Consider the following 16,405-nt stretch of genomic DNA (forward strand, 5'->3'; position numbering starts at 1 on the left):
CATGATGGCCGCGTGATCATCGACGCTCACCACCACCTCTGGGACCCCGCTGACCGCGACCACCCCTGGATGGACGACTCGGTCGCCCCCATCCGTCGGCGTTTTGACACGGACGACCTCCGTGCAACGGCCATGCCCGCCGACACGGCGACGATCGTCGTGCAGGCCGTGCACGACCCCTCCGAGACGCCGTGGCTCCTCGCCCAGCCCGCGCCGGTCGTCGGGGTCGTCGGCTGGGTCGACCTGACAGCCCCGGACGTCGCCGACCAGCTCGCCGCGCTGCGGACACACGAGCGCGAGGACGGCCCCCGACTCGTCGGCATCCGGCACCAGGCGCACGACGAGCCCGACCCGGACTGGCTCGCCCGAGCCGACGTCGTCGCCGGCGTCCGCGCGCTCGCCGCGGCCGGCCTGCCCTTCGACCTGCTCGTCCGCGCCCGGGAGCACGTCGCAGCGGTCACGCTGGTCGACGCCGTCCCCGAGGCCACGTTCGTCCTCGACCACGCCGGCAAGCCCGACATCGCGCACGACGACACCGACGTGGCGATCGCCTGGCGGGCCCGGATGCAGGACCTGGCAGCGCGGCCCAACACGACGTGCAAGGTGTCCGGGCTGCTCACCGAGGCCGGACCGGACTGGCGCGACCGCCCCGTCGCCCGCTACGTCCACGAAGCCGTCGAGGCCTTCGGCTCGGACCGGTCCATGTGGGGCTCCGACTGGCCGGTCTCCACGCTCGCCGCTGACTGGCGCACCGTGTTCGACCTCGCGTCCGACGCCCTCGGAGACCTGTCGGACGACGACCGCGATGCCGTCTTCCGCGGCACCGCCGACCGCGTCTACCTTGCTGGCACCCCGACCCAGACATAGGATGTCTGCGATGCGGCACCACGTCCGCACGGCGCTGCAGCGGTGCAGCAGGAGAGCGAGGAACGATGCAGTTCGCACGACTCGGCCCGGTCGATCAGGAGATCCCGGTGGCCATCGACCACGACGGCCAGGTGTACGACCTCCGGCCCATCACGACCGACGTCAGCGGTGCGTTCCTGGCGTCCGACCCAGTCGGCCGTGTCCGCCATGCCCGCGACGCCGGCGACCTGCGCCTGGTCGAGGACGCCGAGGGGCTCCGCCGCGGCGCCCCGGTCGCCCGCCCCGGCAAGGTCGTCTGCATCGGCCTGAACTACCGCGACCACGCTGCCGAGACCGGCGCGGAGATCCCCACCGAGCCGATCGTCTTCATGAAGGACCCGATGACGGTGATCGGCCCCGACGACGAGGTCCTCATCCCCCGCGGGAGCACGAAGACCGACTGGGAGATCGAGCTCGCCGTCGTGATCGGCACCACCGCCCGCTACTGCGAGTCCGAGGACGACGCCGCCACCCACATCGCCGGGTACGCCATCGCCAACGACGTCTCCGAGCGGGAGTTCCAGCTCGAACGCGGCGGCACCTGGGACAAGGGGAAGTCCTGCGAGACGTTCAACCCGCTCGGCCCATGGCTCGTGACGCCGGAGTCCCTCGCCGACGCCGGACTCGACCCGACCGCGCTCCGACTCCGCCTGACCGTCAACGGCGAGGTGCGCCAGGACGGCACGACCGCGGACATGATCTTCCGACCGGCCGAAGTGGTGCGCTACCTCTCGCAGTTCATGGTCCTCTACCCGGGCGACGTGATCAGCACCGGGACCCCGGCGGGCGTCGCACTCGCCGGCAACGCGCCGTACCTGCAACCCGGCGACGTGGTCGAGCTCACCGCCGAGGGCCTCGGCTCGCAGCGCCAGACGGTCGGAGCAGCCTGATGACCGACGCAACGCCGGCCGAGCCGGCCGTCCCGACTGAACCAGCCACCCCGACCAACCCAGCCACCCCGACGACGCCGGCCGACCTGCGGACGCACACGGACCTCCGAGCCGTCGTCACCGGTGGTGCCTCCGGCATCGGAGCGGCCATCACGGCCGCCCTGCAGGCCCGCGGCGCGACCGTCGCCGTCCTCGACCTGCAGACGGCCGGCGTGCCGGACGGCACCATCGCCGTCACCTGTGACGTCGGCGACGACGACTCCGTCCGCGCAGCGGTCGCCACCGCCGTCGAGGCCCTCGGCGGGCTCGACGTCCTCGTCAACAACGCGGGCATCGGCGCGCAGGGCACCGTCGAGGACAACCCCGACGACGAGTGGCGCCGTGTGTACGAGGTCAACGTCCTCGGCGCCGTCCGGCTCTCCCGCGCAGCGCTCCCCCACCTCCGCCGCTCCGACGCCGCGAGCATCGTCAACACCTGCTCCATCGCGGCCACCGCCGGGCTGCCCCAGCGGGCGCTCTACTCCGCGACGAAGGGTGCGATCGCCGCACTCACCCGGGCGATGGCCGCCGATCACATCCGTGAGGGCATCCGCGTCAACGCGGTCAACCCCGGCACCGCCGACACTCCCTGGGTCGCACGCCTGCTCTCCAGCGCCGACGACCCGGCGGCGGAACGCTCGGCACTCGAAGCGCGCCAGCCGCACGGACGACTCGTCGCCCCGGAGGAGGTCGCCGAGGCCGTCGCCTACCTCACCAGCCCCCTCGCCCGGTCCACGACGGGCGTCGACCTGGCGGTCGACGGCGGCATGCAGGCACTCCGGCTCCGGCCCGCCTGATGGCCGGGTCCGGCACCGGACGGGAGGCTCGGTGCCGGTATCGTCGGAGCGTTCCGTCCCAGCTGGCTCAGGAAGAGAGCACCCCATGGCGTCGCTGACCGACGACGCGATCGCGCGCATCCAGCAGATGATCGTCACCGGCGAGCTCCTGCCCGGGCAGCGCCTGCCGCCGGAGAAGGAGCTGAGCGAGTCCCTCGGGCTGTCGCGGAACAGCCTGCGCGAAGCGGTGAAGGCCCTCGAGCTCATCCGTGTGCTCGACGTCCGTCGCGGTGACGGCACCTACGTCACGTCGCTCGAGCCGTCCGTGCTGCTCGAGGCCGTGTCCTTCGTCGTCGACATGCACCACGACCGGTCGCTCGTGGACCTGCTCGAGGTCCGGCGCATCCTCGAACCCGCGTCCGCCGTGCTCGCGACGGCCCGAGCCTCCGAGCAGCAGATCGACGAGCTGGCCACGCTCATGGAGGCCGTCGACGACACCACCGGAGTCGAGGACCTCGTCGCCCACGACCTGCACTTCCACTCGACCATCGCCGGCATCGGCGGCAACCAGTACCTGTCGGGGCTCCTCGACGCGCTGTCGAGCAAGACGGTCCGCGTGCGGGTGTGGCGCGGCCTCACGCAGAACGGGTCGGTGCAGCGCACGCTCGACGAGCACGCCGCGATCGTCGACGCGATGCGGCGGCGGGACCCGCAGCTCGTGCAGGCGCTCGTCGTGTCGCACGTGGAGGGCGTGGAGCGCTGGCTCCGACGGTCGCTCGACTGACGGACGCCCGGCTGACGCCCGCTCAACTGACGCTCGCCGGGGCCAAACAGCCAGAAGACGCGAAAACCGGCGTGGATGTGGTCCGCCGTGTTGACTCTGGGGTTGACCTCGGCACTGACGAACCCGTCAGTGCCGATTCGTTCGTTCCACCAGGAGGACACCGTGCTCGGTCTCATCATCAGCTTGATCATCGTCGGACTGATCGCCGGTGCGCTCGCGCGCCTGATCATCCCCGGCAAGCAGAACCTGTCGATCCTCATGACGATCGTCCTCGGCATCGTCGGTTCCTTCGTCGGCGGGTTCCTCGGGTTCCTGATCTTCCAGCACGACCCGATGGACGGCTTCTTCCAGCCGGCCGGCATCATCGGCTCGATCATCGGCGCGATCATCGTGCTGTTCCTCTACACCCGCTTCGCGGGCAAGGGCTCGCGCCGCTGATCGCACCAGATCAGAGCCCGACGGGGGTGTGCAGTGGTCAGACGACCACGGCACGCCCCCGTCGGCCGTTCCGGCGCAGCCACGTCGCACCGCCCACGACCGGGATGCCGATGAGCGCCAGCAGGCTCGTCCCGTAGAGCACGCCCGCCCAGATCGTGTGCGCTGCCCCGCTCGTCCCGAAGCCGTCGGCCACGTCCATCCCGAGCGCGAAGCCGGTTCCGAACGTCACCGGAGCTCCGAACGCCAGCAGCGCGAGGAACAGCACCGCCGAGATGACGGGGTCGAGCCGGTCGACGATGCCCCACACGGCGACGCCCACGGCGAGGACGACCCCGACGGCCGCGGTGACGAGCACGGTCCAGACGTCAGCCGCGACATCGAAGCCCTGACGCTCGAGGTGCCCGAGGATCGCAGCCAGCGAGCGCCCGGGGACCGCGGCCAACGGATCGAGCACGAGCGCCTGCAACGCCATCAGCCCCGAGTACACCGCCACCACGGCCACACCCGCCACGTTCACGCCCACCCGCTGTCGCATGGGCCGACGCTAGCGGAGGTCGTGGTGCTGCCACCTCCGTCGCGGGGATGACGATCCGCGATCGTGGCCGTCATGCTGCCCGTCCGCTTCAGAGGAACCCGAGCGAGGCGATCGACATCAGCGCGCCGCCGAACATGAAGAGCACGCCCAGCGCCCGGAACACGACGTCGGGTAGGTCGTCGAAGCGGTTCCTGACGCCCTCCCCGAAGACCTGCCGGTGTGCTCGGGACATGAAATCGCGCCCTTCCCCTGGCTCAGCCGCGAGCGCCAGCCCGAGGAACGCGAACAGCAGGCCGACTGCGAGCAGCCCCCACACCGGGTTCACCGCTTGAAGCTCCAGAGGAACAGCGTCGCGAACACCAGGAAGCCCGACGAGCAGATCAGACCCATCACCTGCGTCCCGATCGCAGCCGAGCGTTTCACTTCTCCTCCTGTGCCTTCGCCACCAGGTCGCTGTAGGCGGCCGCATACCAGGTGACGCTCGAGTCCCCCGACGTTGGTCCGATGGTGATCCAACTGCTCGACGTCACGACATAGAGGTCTTCGTCGTGACCGCACTGAACCGAGCGGGCCGCGAGCTTCCTGCCGGTTTCGGATCCGTTGACGAAGCGCCCACTCCAGACCGCCATGGGGATCGTCCCGTTCCCCTGGCACGCGACAGACACACGGATGTGGGCCCGTTCCCCACTGTCTGCACCGCCGAGTGACAAGCGACTCGAAGCGTCGTTGGAACCGCCGCCGCTGCCGAGTTCACCCGGCTGGTCGCTCCATCGATCCTGGACGGCGCGCATCCACCCGGATGAGACCTCGTCGTCGTCGATCGGCTTCAGCTGGTGAGAGCAGCCGGTGATCGAGACCACGGGCACGAGAGCCAGTCCGATGAAAGCGACCCATGAGCGGCGGCGGGTACGCGTCGGTGCAGTGGTCATGTCGGACCAAGTGTTGCGCACGCGGGTCCGTTCCGCGCCCTCCCGTTCTGGCGTCGGTTCGAGGCCTGCCGGTGGGTGCCCGACAGGGCGATGCCGGTGCCGTGTCTGGCGCTCCTCTGGTTGACTGCCGACCATGAGTGTCATCGGAGCCGCCACATCGTGCGCGACGGCCACGACCGACTGCGACGACACTGTCAGTCTCTCGGCGGGTCTGCTCCCGCCGCTGCTCATCGCCGGGATCGTGGTCGTCGTCGTGCTCGTCGTCTTCGTCGCACTCCTCCTGCGCCAGCGCCACCGCTAGACGGCCTGGGTCGTCGGGGTACCTGACGGTACGGTCTCGACGTGGATGACTCCGTGACTGTGGCCGACCTGAAGAAACTCCTCGAGCCGATGTTCGACGCGATGCTGCACGACCACGAACGAGCGACGCTGAGCTACCACCTCGAACAGCGCGTCGGCGAGCAGTGGCTCGGCGACAAGGAGCCGCTCGGCGATGATGACGTCGTCGGGAGCACGATGACGTGGGTTCGTTGGGAAGTGCTCGATGAGGAGGGTGGCTCGGCCTCACTGGATCTCGACGGCAGCCCTGAAGAACTCGTTGAAGCTGTACAGAGCGACCTCCAGGACTTCATCGCGGAGACCTCATTCGCATGGGGTGAGCTTCGCCAGCCACGAACACAGCCCTGACCGGGGAGGGGTCTCACGACGGTGAGCCCTCTTCTCAGCGAGGTAGCCAACCGCCGAGGTGACATCGACCTCCTGACCGGGACCGGCTGTGCAGGAGCTCCTCGTGACGTTCCAGCAGCGCAGAGGGGCGTGCGACTAGCTTTGCGTGCGTGGAAGATCGCTCACCTTCAAGCGTCCCCGACCAGGACGCCGACCGACAGCAGCACGACCCGTACGCACGTCGCCCCGGGTACGTCACCGGCGCGGACGGCCGGACCGACACGTGGACGACCGCTGCGGTCGCGGGCGTGGTGTCCGGCTTCGTCGTGCTGTTCCTCGCGGGTCTGCTGAACCTCGCTGACCCGTTCGCCTACGCGGCAGCCGTGGTGGTCGGCGCCGCTGTCTGGTTCACCGTCCGCGCACGCCGTCGAGCAGCGGACCGTCAGGCGGGACGCGCCCCGGACGCTGTCGCGAAGGCGCGGTCTCAGGCCATCGCCGACGCGAACGGCGGGCGTCGGTTCTTCGTCGCCCAGAACCCGGTGGTCGTCATCGTGATGGGTGGCATCTTCCTCGCACTCGGCATCGGCAGACTCGTCGCTGCCGGCCCCTCCGCTGGCTCGCTCGTCACGACGGTCTTGCTCGCTGCGTCCGCGGTGTTCCTCATCGTGCAGGGCATCGGCACACTCGTCGTGAAGCGGCGATCGACGTCATCGTCTGGACCGGCACGCGACTGACGCTGTTTCACGCCGACAGCAACCCCGCTTCGCGCAGCTCGTCCCACAGCGCCCCGGGCACCGAGACGGCAGCGCGGGCAGCGTTCTCCCGCACCTGCTCCGCCGGACGACGCCCTCGTCGCGGAGTGCGGCGAGCGCCGGCAGCCCCTGGGTCAGCCCGGCCGCCAGGTCGTAGACGTCGGGGTCGTGGAAGTAGGCCACATCGACGTGGTCGACTCCGAGGCGGACGAGGGACTCGTCGAGCGAGCGCTCCCCCGCGGCGCGGCGACGTCGCCGAACGCGACGTCGTCAGGTCGTCAGGGCGCGACGGAGGGAACCACTGAGGTTGCCCGTCGTGTCGACGGACCAGGCCATGACTGTGAACCGCTGCCCAGCGGGGAGGGGCGGCAGCGCGGCGCTCCCGGCGCTCCCGGACCCCAGCGCGTACCCAGAGGTCGGCTGAGCGGATGAACCGTCCCCTGGTACGAGGCGGACGATGGTGCTGGCTGCGTCCTTGCTCGCTGACGTGCCCCAGGTCACGGTCCTGCCGGTCGTCGTGGAGCTGAGCGTGAGTGATCGCGGACCCTTCGGAGCAGTCACGTCGTTCCGGTAGCGCCACAGGAACTCAGCGCCGTACTTCCCGAGCACACCGCAATCGAACGACATGTCGATTCGCATGTGCTCGACTTCGCCATCTGCGGCGAGACCTGCGTTCTTCACCGTCATCACGCCCTTGTCGCTGCCACAGGCGTGGCCGTCGGTCGCGAGCAGGCTGCCCCACGAGTTCGAGTCGCCGTAGCCCGTGAAGGTGTGACGCCCGTTCGTGATCCGATGATCACCTGGGATCGACAACAACCAGTCGTGGAGTGAATCAGGGCCGCCGTAGGCGCTCACGCCCGAGAAGTCGTAGTAGCCGCCGCCGTTCCACCCGTCGAAGAACTTCGTCCGACCGTCACTCTCTGTGTCGGTGAACCGCTTGCCGCCGTGGATGACGTCATCACCCCACGACGAGAAACGCGTGATGCCTGCGGGTGCGGTCCCGGTCATCGCCATCGATGCCGTCTGTCCACTGACAGGTACTCGCAACACCGCGGCCCGGACGCCGGCGGCCTTCGGTGAGAACCCGACCTGCAAGGTGCAGGCACCACCAGCGGGCACCGTCGTCGTGCTGCATGTGTCCTCCCTGATGGCCCAATCGGTGGCGGCGGCGCCCTTGACGATGGCCTTCCCGACGACGGCCGGCGAAGCAGTGGTGTTGCGCAATGACTGCACAACCCATATCCGCTGACTCTTCACCGGGGTCTGCGGCCACACCAGGTCCGTGGCCGTGAGCCGGACCGGAGCCTCGGGTTCACCCATCCGTACCTCGCCGAAGTACGGGACACCCTCGAACACGATGTCGAACCGGGTGACCTTGCCGCTCGCGTCGGCCGCGAGGTCCCGGATCTCGAATCCCTGTTGGGTCGCGACGCCAGATCCGAAGCTGATTCGGAACTCTTCGTTCTGCGACCCCTGGCCGCCGCCAGGTTCCGCGGGGTACGCGCCGATGTGGAGGTCCTCGTTCAGCGCGGCGCTGATCTCGAGGAACCCGCCGTCGAAGACGACGAAGAGGTGCCGAGTCGACGAGTCCGAGCTGAGGTACGCACCGCCGTCCTGATGAAACTGCGGGTAGTTGCCCTGGCTGTTGTCCCTCGCGTTCGCGATCGTCACGATCACGTTGTCAGCGTCAGTGTCAGCGAGAGCGGGTTCCGCTCCGAACAAGGCTCCGATGATCGCGGTCGCGGCGATGAACCCGACCAGTGCTCTTCTCCGCACGGTTCCTCCTCCTGGGACCGCATGGCGATCACGGTAGCCGTGAGATCCTCAAGGAACAGTATCGGCCCCCAGCCGTCAGCGCCTCGGCGGCCCTGCCCCCACTCGGCGGGTCGTGCGGGAATCAGCGCAATCCAGTTCCCGACGTCCGATCGTGCGACGTCAGACTTCGAGCAAGCCGCCCGCGCGCAGCTCATCCCACAGCGCCCCGGGGACCTCGACCGCAGCGCGCGCAGCGTTCTCCCGCACCTGCTCCGCCGACTGCGCACCCACAGCGACCGTCCGCACCGCCGCAGCCTGCCGCGGGAACGCGAGCGCAGCCTCCGGCAGGGTGACACCGTGGCGTTCGCAGACCGCGGCGAGCGCCCGTGCCCGCTCGACGAGCTCCGGCGGCGCTGCGGCGTAGTCGTAGGTGGCGTCGTCCGCCGGCACGGGGCAGCTGAGCAGCCCGGAGTTGTACACCCCGACGGCGACGACGTCCACGCCGAGCTCAGCGCACCGCTCGACCAGCGCGGCGGCGGGTTGTTCGAGCAGCGTGTACCGGCCGGCGAGCATGACGACGTCGCAGAGCCCGGTCTCGATCGCGGCGCAGAGGGCGTCGACCGAGTTCGAGCCGACCCCGACCGCCCGGACGACACCCTCGTCGCGGAGTGCGGCGAGCGCCGGCAGCCCCTGGGTCAGCCCGGCCGTCAGGTCGTACACGTCGGGGTCGTGGAGGTAGGCCACGTCGACGTGGTCCAACCCGAGGCGACCGAGGGACTCGTCGAGCGAGCGTCGGATGCCGGCGGCGGACGGGTCCCACTGCCGCACCAGGTCGTTCGGCACGGCGAACCCCTCGTCGTCGGTGCCGTCACCCGGCCCCGGGACCAGCAGGCGCCCGACCTTGGTCGACAGGGTGAAGGAGGACCGCGGCCGGTCTGCGAGGGCCGCCCCGAGCCTCCGTTCCGACAGCCCGAGACCGTAGTGGGGCGCTGTGTCGAAGCCGCGCACCCCGGCGTCCCATGCGGCGTCGACGGTGGCGCGGGCGTCGTCGTCGGTGACCTCGTGCAACAGGTTCCCGATGCCGGCGGCGCCGAGCCAGAACGGGCCGAGGTCGAACTCGACCTGGCTCACGCTTGGCCGTCCAGCGCCCACACGAGCGGGATGCCGTCGTCGTCGCCGGAGTAGTCGTCGTCCGCCTCGAGCAGCGGGTTGACGAGCTCCTGCCAGGCGACGTTCACCGGGTCCTCGGCGAGGGACCGCCGCATGGCACGGTGGTCGTCGACCTCGATGAGGTGGACCAGGTCCTGGCCGTCACGCCAGATGCTCCAGTTCGTCACCCCGGCGGCTCGGAGTCGCTCCACGAGCGCGGGCGGGATCGCGACGTGCAGCTGTTCGTACGCTGCCTCCTGTCCCGCCCGCAGTCGTGTGCGCGAGAGGACCCGCTGGGTCACGCGTCGTCCTCGAGGAACAGCTCCACCACCGGCAGGGCGACGTCCGGGCGCTGGATCGGCAGCGTCAGGGTGAGGGTGCCCGCGGGCTGGCCGCCGAGCCCGGTGGTGATGGCGCGGACGGACGGGTCGATGGAGCGGAAGGCGATCTCCGACGCGTCGTTGAGCAGCTGCGCGTACTCGACCTTGCCGGCGAGCCCGGCGAGGTGCACGTGCTCGAACGGCCACGCGAACAGGTGCAGGTACAGCCGGTTGCCGCGCTGCGTGTAGACGGTGTTCGGCGGCGCGACGAACGAGGACGGGCCGGCGCCGTACACGGAGCGGCCGTGCTGGTGCATCCAGGTGCCCATGCCGTCGAGCGTCGCGCGGGACACCCCGTCGAACTCCCCGCGGCCGGTCGGGCCGATGTTCAGGAGCATGTTGCCGTTGTTCGACACCCCGTCGGCGAGCATGCGCACGAGCAGGTCGACGCTCTTCACGTTCATGTTGTCGCGGTCGTAGCCCCACGAGCCGTTGAGCGTCTGGCAGGCCTCCCACGGCACCTGGACGCCGTCGAGCTCCATCGGCTTGTCCGGCTGGTACTGCTCGGGCGTGACGATGTCGCCGGGGATGTCGAGGCGGTCGTTGACGATGATGCCCGGCTGCAGGCGACGGGTGAGCGCGAGGAGCTCCTCGCTCCCCCAGTCGTCGCGGCCCTTGCCACCCCAGACGTCGTGGTGGTCGTCCTCGCGGTAGGAGAAGTCGTAGAACAGGTAGTCGATCTGCCCGTAGTCCGTCAGCAGCTCCTCCACCTGGCCGTGCAGGTACTCCCGGTAGCGGGCCATGTCGCGGCCCTCGTTGAGCCGGGCGATCTCGGCGTCGCCGTCGTTCCGTCGCGGGTGGTGTCCGTCGATGGTGAAGTCCGGGTGGTGCCAGTCGATGAGCGAGTGGTAGAAGCCGACCTTGAGCCCCTCGGCACGGACGGCGTCGACGAACTCGCGGACGATGTCGCGCCCGAACCGGGTGTTCGTGGACTTGTAGTCGGTGAGCGCGGTGTCCCACAGGCAGAAGCCCTCGTGGTGCTTCGTGGTGAGCACGACGTACTTCATGCCGGCCTCGCGTGCTCGACGTGCCCAGTCGGCAGCGTCGAACAGGTCGGGGTCGAAGTGGTCGAAGTACTTCTGGTAGGCGTCCTCGGTGATGTACTCGCGGTTCTTGATCCACTCGTGGCGGGCGGGGAGCGCGTACAGGCCCCAGTGGATGAACATCCCGAAGCGGTCGTGGGTGAACCAGGCGGGCAGCCCGGTGGCGTCGGTGGCCGTCTGGGGCTGGGCGGGTGCGGTGATGGTCATGTGCGCGGTTTCCTTTCGGCCGGGAGGCCCGGCGTGCGGTGACGGGGTCGGCTGCGGTGGTCGGGACGGCCGGGTCGCGCGCGGGGCGCGACCCGCCGGTCAGCGGCCGCCGAGACCGGAGGTGACGATGCCCTTGACGAGGTGCTTCTGCAGCAGGACGAGCAGGATGACGGTCGGCAGCATCGAGATCACCGACGCGGCCATGACGAGGTTCCACTCGCTCCCCTGCTGCCCGAAGAACTGCTGCAGGCCGAGCGGGATGGTGCCGCGGGCTTCGACGTCGTTCACGATGACGAGCGGCCAGAGGAACGAGTTCCAGTAGGAGATGAACGAGAACACCGCGAGCACGGCCAGCGTCGGTCGGGCGAGCGGGAGCATCACGGAGAAGAAGGTCCGGACGGCGCCGGCCCCGTCCACGCGGGCGGCGTCGTCGAGCTCCTGGGGGACGGTGAGGAAGAACTGCCGGACCAGGAACGCGCCGAGGGCGGTGAACGCCCACGGGATGATGAGCGCCTGGAACGTGTCGACCCACCCGAAGCCCTGCATCATCACGTACATCGGGATGACGAGGACGTCCTGCGGGATCATCAGCGTCGCGAGGAACAGCACGAACACGCCGTTCCGGCCGCGCCAGCGGAGCCGCGAGAACGCGTACCCGGACAGTGCCGCCACGGCGACGTTGATGAACGTGCCGACCGCGGCGACGAACACCCCGTTGAGGATGAACCGGGCGAACGGCAGGTAGGTGAACGCCTGCACGTAGTTCGACCACTCGATCGACGACCCCCACAGCGTCGGCGGGGTCGTGAAGGTCTCCGACGCGGGCTTCAGGCTCGTCGACACCATGTAGATGAGCGGTGCGATGAACAGCAGCGCGACGAGGCAGAGCAGCACGTAGCCGACGGCGTGCCGGACGCGTCCGGGCTGGTGCGTGCGCCGGGGCAGTGCCCGCGGGTTGACGGTCCGGTTCGCGGAGGTCGCGGGCCGGGTCCTGGTCAGCTCACTCATAGTGCACCCACCGCTTCTGTCCGAGGAACTGGATGGCCGTGATGCCGAGGATGATCACGAACAGCACCCAGGCGCCCGCCGAGGCGAGGCCGAGCTGCTGCGTCTGGAAGCCCGTGTTGTAGATGTACTGCACGAGGGTCTCGGTCGCCGTCCCCGGTCCGCCCTTCGTCAGCACGAACGGCTGCACGAAGACCTGGAACGAGGTGATGAGGGTCATCATCGTGGCGAAGAAGATCGACGGGGAGATGAGCTTGAACTTGATCTGCCAGAACATCTGCCAGGCGTTGGCGCCGTCGAGCTCGGCGGCCTCGAGCTGGTTCTCCGGCACCGAGTCGAGTGCCGCCGAGAAGATCAGCATGTTGTAGCCGAACCCCTGCCAGACGCTCATCGCGACGACCGCGAGCATCGCCCACTGGTCGTCGGCGAGGAAGTTCGGCGCGTGCACACCGACCGTCGACTGCAGGGTCGCGTCGATCGCGCCGCCGGGCTGGTAGAGCATCCGCCAGACGACGACGTTCGCGACGATCGGGGTGACGGTCGGGATGAAGAACAGCACCCGGAAGACGTGGCGGTGCTTGATCTTCGGCGTCAGCCAGGCGGCGAGGCCGAGCGACACGACCAGGTTGAGCGGCACGTACAGCACGACGAAGACGACGGTGTTGAGCGTGACGGTGCGGAAGACGGGGTCGGAGAACAGCTGCTGGTAGTTGGCGAAGCCGGCGAACGTGCGCTCGCCGAGCATCGGCCAGTTCATGAAGCTGACGACGAGCGAGGCGATGATCGGGAACGCCGTGAAGACGACGAGCCCGATGGAGTGCGGTCCGGCGAAGACGGCGCCCCACCAGGAGCGTCGACCCACCTCGCCTGCCTGGTCGCCGCCGCCTCGGCGGCGACGGGTCGTCGTGCCCGCGGCGACCGCGGTTGCGGCGGCGGGCACCGCCGTTCCGGTGTCGGGGTCCTGGATGGTGGTCATGCGACGACCTCCTCGTCGTTCGCGCGGTCCTGGTCCTGGTCTGGTGACGCACCTGGAAGCTCGGGGCGGGGTCGACCCGAGCCTCCAGTCCGTCACGGGGTGACGCCGGTCACTGCGAGCCGAGCTGGCTCGCGATCGAGGACATGGTGTCCTTGCCGCTCGTCTGCCCGTTGATCGCCTGGATGGCGTACTGCGTGAACAGCTGGTTCAGCTGGTCGCTCTGCTTGTTGCCCGGCAGCGGGGTGGCCTTCTCCAGCGCCGCCTTGAGGGTGTCCTCGGCCCCGTCGATCCCGGCGTTGTCGTACCAGGTCTGCTGCGCGGCGGTCCGTGCCGGGAAGGCGCGGCCCTGCTCTGCGAGCGAGGTGAGAACGTCCTCGCTCGTCATCGTCTCGATGGCCCTGAAGGCCTGCTCCGGGTACTTGCACTGCTTCGAGATGCCGAACCCGGACCCGGCGGCGTAGGACGAGGCGCCGGACGTGCCGGACGGGACCGTCGTGACGCCGAGGTCGAACTTGACCTTGGCCTTCTGGCTGATGAGCGACCACGGTCCGTCGCTGTACATCGCGACGTCGCCGCTGACGAACGCGTTGCCGTCGGCCGAGCTGTCCGAGGACGCCTGCGTGGCGTACCCCTTCTTGACCAGGCCGGCGAGCCAGTCGAGGCCGTCGGCGAACTTCGCGTCCGTGGCGTCGAGCGTGCCGTCCTCGCCGATGACCCGGCCGCCGTTGTAGCCGAGGATCTGCGACTCGAGCGGGATGTCGGCGATGCTCGTGCCGTACGCGGTGGTGCCGGCGGCCTTGAGCTTCTTCGCGTCGGCCTCGAACTCGTCCGTCGTCCAGCCGGGCTCCGGCTCGGCGACCCCGGCCTTCGCGAGCAGGTCCTTGTTGTAGAAGACGAGCATGGGGCCGGTGTCGTACGGCAGCCCGTAGAGCTTGCCGTCGACCTTCATGCCCTCGAGCCCGGTCTGGTCGTACTCGGACAGGTCGAGGTCGGCCTGCTTCGCCATCTGGTCGATCGGCAGGAGGACGTCGGTGTAGTTCGCGGCGCGGAGGGACTGGATGCTGACGATGCACGGCGCCGTGCCCGTCGAGAGCTGGGTGCGGAGCTTCGTCCAGTAGTCGTTGAACGGCGAGCCCTGGATCGTGACGTCGACGTCGTCCTTCGACCCGACGGTGTCGGCGACCTTCTGCCAGGCGGCCTTGTCCTCCTTCCCGCCGATCCACATCGCCCAGGTCAGGGCGTCCTTCGACTGGCCGTCACTCGCGCTGCTCCCGGAGGAACAGCCCGTGAGCACGAGGGTCGCCGCAGCTGCTGCCGCGAGTCCCGCGATGAATCGTCGTTGCATCGGTGTCTCCACTTCGTCGTGGTGATCGGGTGAGGGGTGGTGCGTGATGGTGCGTGGTGGTCGAGGTGTGCGTGGTGGTGCTGTGGTGTCGTCTGGTCGGGCGGTCGGTGTGGCTGACCGGGTCCTTCTGGGTGGATCGGGCCGGTCAGGCGATGCGGATCGCGTCCCGCATCGGGTCAGAGGCGCCCTCGGCCGACCAGATCGGGCCGTCGGGGTACGTGTACATGTCCAGGGAGTCGGCGAGCATCTCGGTGCCGGCGCCGGGAGCGGTCGGCGCCCAGTAGCGGCCGCCGTGCACGTCGACCGGGGTCACGAAGTGCTCGTGCAGGTGGTCGACGAACTCGATCGACCGGTCGTCGACCGAGCCCGTCAGGGCCACGGCGTCGAACATCGACAGGTGCTGCACCGCCTCGCACAGGCCGACACCGCCGGCGTGCGGGCAGACCCGGACGCCGTGCTTCGCAGCGAGCAGCAGGATCGCGATGTTCTCGTTCACCCCAGCGACGCGGGTGGCGTCGATCTGGAGGACCGACATCGCCTTCGCCTGGATGAGCTGCTTGGCGATCACCCGGTTGGCCATGTGCTCCCCCGTCGCGACCGGGATCGGGGCGATGCGCCGGGCGATCTCGGCGTGCGCGAGGACGTCGTCCGGGCTCGTCGGCTCCTCCACCCAGGCGATGTCGAACTGCTCGAGCTCCCCCACCCAGGCGACGGCCTCGTCGACGTCCCAGCGCTGGTTCGCGTCGATGGCGATCCTGATGTCCGGGCCGACGACGTCCCGGGCGATGCGCATGCGACGGACGTCCTCGTCGACGTCCCCGCCGACCTTGAGCTTGATCTGGGTGAAGCCGTCCTCGACGGCCTCGCGGCAGAGGCGGGCGAGCTTGTCGTCGTCGTAGCCGAGCCAGCCGGGCGTGGTCGTGTAGGCCGGGTAGCCCTCCTGCTCCAGGCGCTGGCGGCGTTCGGCGCGGTGCGGTTCGGCGGCGCGGAACAGCTCGAGCGCCTCGGCCGGGGTGATCGCGTCGGTGAGGTAGCGGAAGTCGACGAGCTCGACGAGCTCCTCGGGGCTGAGGTCGGCGAGCAGTGCCCAGAGGGGCTGCCCGGCGCGCTTGGCACGGAGGTCCCAGAGCGCGTTCACGACGGCCCCGATCGCCATGTGCATGACGCCCTTCTCCGGGCCGAGCCACCGGAGCTGGCTGTCGTGCACCATGCCCCGCCACGTCCCGCCCATGTCCGCGAGGAGCGCCTCGGCGTCCCGGCCGACGACATGCCCGCGGAGTGCGGCGATCGCGGCCTCCTGCACCTCGTTGCCGCGGCCGATCGTGAACACGAACGCCGAGCCCGAGTGGCCGTCGAGGGCGTCCGTCGTGATCTCGACGTACGCCGCGGAGTAGTCCGGGGCCGGGTTCATCGCGTCGGACCCGTCGTGTTCCCGCGAGGTGGGGAACCGGATGTCGCGGACGCGCAGACCGGTGATGCGGCTCATCGTTGCTCCTGCCTGTCCGGTCACCGTCGACCGAACGGGGCAATCAAAACATCCGATGTCTGCCGCGTCAAGAGGGTATTTGGTCGCGTCTTGGCGTTGCAGGCGCGCCAAGCGTCCGACCAATGTCGCTGCCGCGGCCGGTGACGTCGCACTTCGTGTCGCCTCCGCGGTGCGCGACCCGACACGAAGTGCGACCTCACCAGGGCGCGAGCGCTCGCCGACGCCGCCACCGGTCACGACTCCCCGCTCACGTCCGCCGAGCGGCCACGAATCGTCGCCCGGGCGGCGCCGAACCGACGACGAGTGACCGGTCGGCGATCGGCGGGCGGGGTGTCGTGACCGCT

Annotated in this window: 20 protein-coding genes; 8 read left to right on the top strand and 12 right to left on the bottom strand. The window is 69.7% G+C overall.

Annotated features, from left to right (window positions below; genetic code table 11):
• The first annotated feature begins 12 nt into the window (after positions 1-12).
• The 5 genes from BIU98_RS05965 to BIU98_RS05985 all read left to right on the top strand — a co-directional run bounded on the left by BIU98_RS05965 (position 13) and on the right by BIU98_RS05985 (position 3,833).
• Complete coding sequence (locus tag BIU98_RS05965) at positions 13-867, top strand: amidohydrolase (RefSeq protein ID WP_217635668.1); 855 nt, start codon at positions 13-15, stop codon at positions 865-867.
• Positions 868-932: 65 nt separating this feature from the next.
• Entirely contained in the window at positions 933-1,796 is an 864-nt protein-coding gene (locus tag BIU98_RS05970; RefSeq protein ID WP_071273217.1) for a fumarylacetoacetate hydrolase family protein, read from the top strand.
• Positions 1,796-2,632 (top strand): SDR family NAD(P)-dependent oxidoreductase, encoded by an 837-nt coding sequence (locus tag BIU98_RS05975; protein ID WP_083393017.1) that lies wholly within the window; start codon positions 1,796-1,798, stop codon positions 2,630-2,632. The genes BIU98_RS05970 and BIU98_RS05975 overlap by 1 nt, the downstream gene beginning before the upstream one ends.
• 85 nt (positions 2,633-2,717) lie before the next feature.
• Entirely contained in the window at positions 2,718-3,395 is a 678-nt protein-coding gene (locus tag BIU98_RS05980; RefSeq protein WP_071273220.1) for a FadR/GntR family transcriptional regulator, read from the top strand.
• 162 nt (positions 3,396-3,557) lie between these two features.
• A complete protein-coding gene (locus BIU98_RS05985) occupies positions 3,558-3,833 on the top strand; it encodes a GlsB/YeaQ/YmgE family stress response membrane protein (RefSeq protein ID WP_071273536.1) in 276 nt (91 codons plus the stop codon).
• A 37-nt stretch (positions 3,834-3,870) separates the two neighbouring features.
• Here the strand turns inward: BIU98_RS05985 and BIU98_RS05990 are convergent, their stop codons facing one another.
• The 3 genes from BIU98_RS05990 to BIU98_RS06000 all read right to left on the bottom strand — a co-directional run bounded on the left by BIU98_RS05990 (position 3,871) and on the right by BIU98_RS06000 (position 5,297).
• Complete coding sequence (locus tag BIU98_RS05990) at positions 3,871-4,368, bottom strand: hypothetical protein (protein WP_139200585.1); 498 nt, start codon at positions 4,366-4,368, stop codon at positions 3,871-3,873.
• Positions 4,369-4,456: 88 nt separating this feature from the next.
• Complete coding sequence (locus BIU98_RS05995) at positions 4,457-4,693, bottom strand: hypothetical protein (RefSeq protein WP_071273226.1); 237 nt, start codon at positions 4,691-4,693, stop codon at positions 4,457-4,459.
• Between the two features lie 94 nt (positions 4,694-4,787).
• Complete coding sequence (locus BIU98_RS06000) at positions 4,788-5,297, bottom strand: hypothetical protein (RefSeq protein ID WP_139200586.1); 510 nt, start codon at positions 5,295-5,297, stop codon at positions 4,788-4,790.
• A gap of 133 nt (positions 5,298-5,430) precedes the next feature.
• On the opposite strand from BIU98_RS06000, the gene BIU98_RS19310 reads away from it, so the two are divergent.
• From BIU98_RS19310 to BIU98_RS06010, 3 genes are all read left to right on the top strand, one after another.
• Positions 5,431-5,598, top strand: coding sequence for a hypothetical protein (locus BIU98_RS19310; protein WP_175481300.1), 168 nt, complete (start codon positions 5,431-5,433; stop codon positions 5,596-5,598).
• A gap of 41 nt (positions 5,599-5,639) precedes the next feature.
• The gene (locus BIU98_RS06005) at positions 5,640-5,984 is read left to right on the top strand and encodes a hypothetical protein (RefSeq protein ID WP_071273232.1); all 345 of its coding nucleotides are present in this window, start codon (positions 5,640-5,642) and stop codon (positions 5,982-5,984) included.
• Between the two features lie 149 nt (positions 5,985-6,133).
• Complete coding sequence (locus BIU98_RS06010; RefSeq protein ID WP_071273235.1) at positions 6,134-6,697, top strand: hypothetical protein; 564 nt, start codon at positions 6,134-6,136, stop codon at positions 6,695-6,697.
• Here BIU98_RS06010 and BIU98_RS20035 read toward each other — a convergent pair.
• The 9 genes from BIU98_RS20035 to BIU98_RS06050 form a co-directional block, all read right to left on the bottom strand.
• Positions 6,671-6,898, bottom strand: a complete 228-nt coding sequence (locus tag BIU98_RS20035) for a hypothetical protein (RefSeq protein ID WP_368073038.1) — start codon at positions 6,896-6,898, stop codon at positions 6,671-6,673. The two genes, BIU98_RS06010 and BIU98_RS20035, sit on opposite strands and share 27 nt — an antisense overlap.
• Positions 6,899-6,985: 87 nt before the next feature.
• Complete coding sequence (locus BIU98_RS06015) at positions 6,986-8,392, bottom strand: hypothetical protein (RefSeq protein WP_139200587.1); 1,407 nt, start codon at positions 8,390-8,392, stop codon at positions 6,986-6,988.
• 258 nt (positions 8,393-8,650) lie between these two features.
• Positions 8,651-9,601, bottom strand: a complete 951-nt coding sequence (locus BIU98_RS06020; protein WP_071273241.1) for an aldo/keto reductase — start codon at positions 9,599-9,601, stop codon at positions 8,651-8,653.
• Positions 9,598-9,921: an L-rhamnose mutarotase gene (locus BIU98_RS06025; protein WP_071273244.1), complete on the bottom strand. Its 324-nt coding sequence runs from the start codon at positions 9,919-9,921 to the stop codon at positions 9,598-9,600. The genes BIU98_RS06020 and BIU98_RS06025 overlap by 4 nt, the downstream gene beginning before the upstream one ends.
• Positions 9,918-11,249, bottom strand: coding sequence for an alpha-L-fucosidase (locus BIU98_RS06030; RefSeq protein ID WP_071273247.1), 1,332 nt, complete (start codon positions 11,247-11,249; stop codon positions 9,918-9,920). Before BIU98_RS06030 ends, BIU98_RS06025 begins: the two co-directional genes overlap by 4 nt.
• A gap of 99 nt (positions 11,250-11,348) precedes the next feature.
• Positions 11,349-12,257, bottom strand: a complete 909-nt coding sequence (locus BIU98_RS06035; protein ID WP_071273250.1) for a carbohydrate ABC transporter permease — start codon at positions 12,255-12,257, stop codon at positions 11,349-11,351.
• Complete coding sequence (locus BIU98_RS06040) at positions 12,250-13,230, bottom strand: carbohydrate ABC transporter permease (protein WP_083393018.1); 981 nt, start codon at positions 13,228-13,230, stop codon at positions 12,250-12,252. Before BIU98_RS06040 ends, BIU98_RS06035 begins: the two co-directional genes overlap by 8 nt.
• Before the next feature lie 109 nt (positions 13,231-13,339).
• Positions 13,340-14,575 (bottom strand): sugar ABC transporter substrate-binding protein, encoded by a 1,236-nt coding sequence (locus BIU98_RS06045; protein ID WP_254787804.1) that lies wholly within the window; start codon positions 14,573-14,575, stop codon positions 13,340-13,342.
• 145 nt (positions 14,576-14,720) lie between these two features.
• A complete protein-coding gene (locus BIU98_RS06050) occupies positions 14,721-16,061 on the bottom strand; it encodes an enolase C-terminal domain-like protein (protein WP_071273256.1) in 1,341 nt (446 codons plus the stop codon).
• Between the last annotated feature and the right edge of the window lie 344 nt (positions 16,062-16,405).

This window comes from Curtobacterium sp. MMLR14_010 (assembly GCF_001865015.1).
GTDB lineage: Bacteria > Actinomycetota > Actinomycetes > Actinomycetales > Microbacteriaceae > Curtobacterium.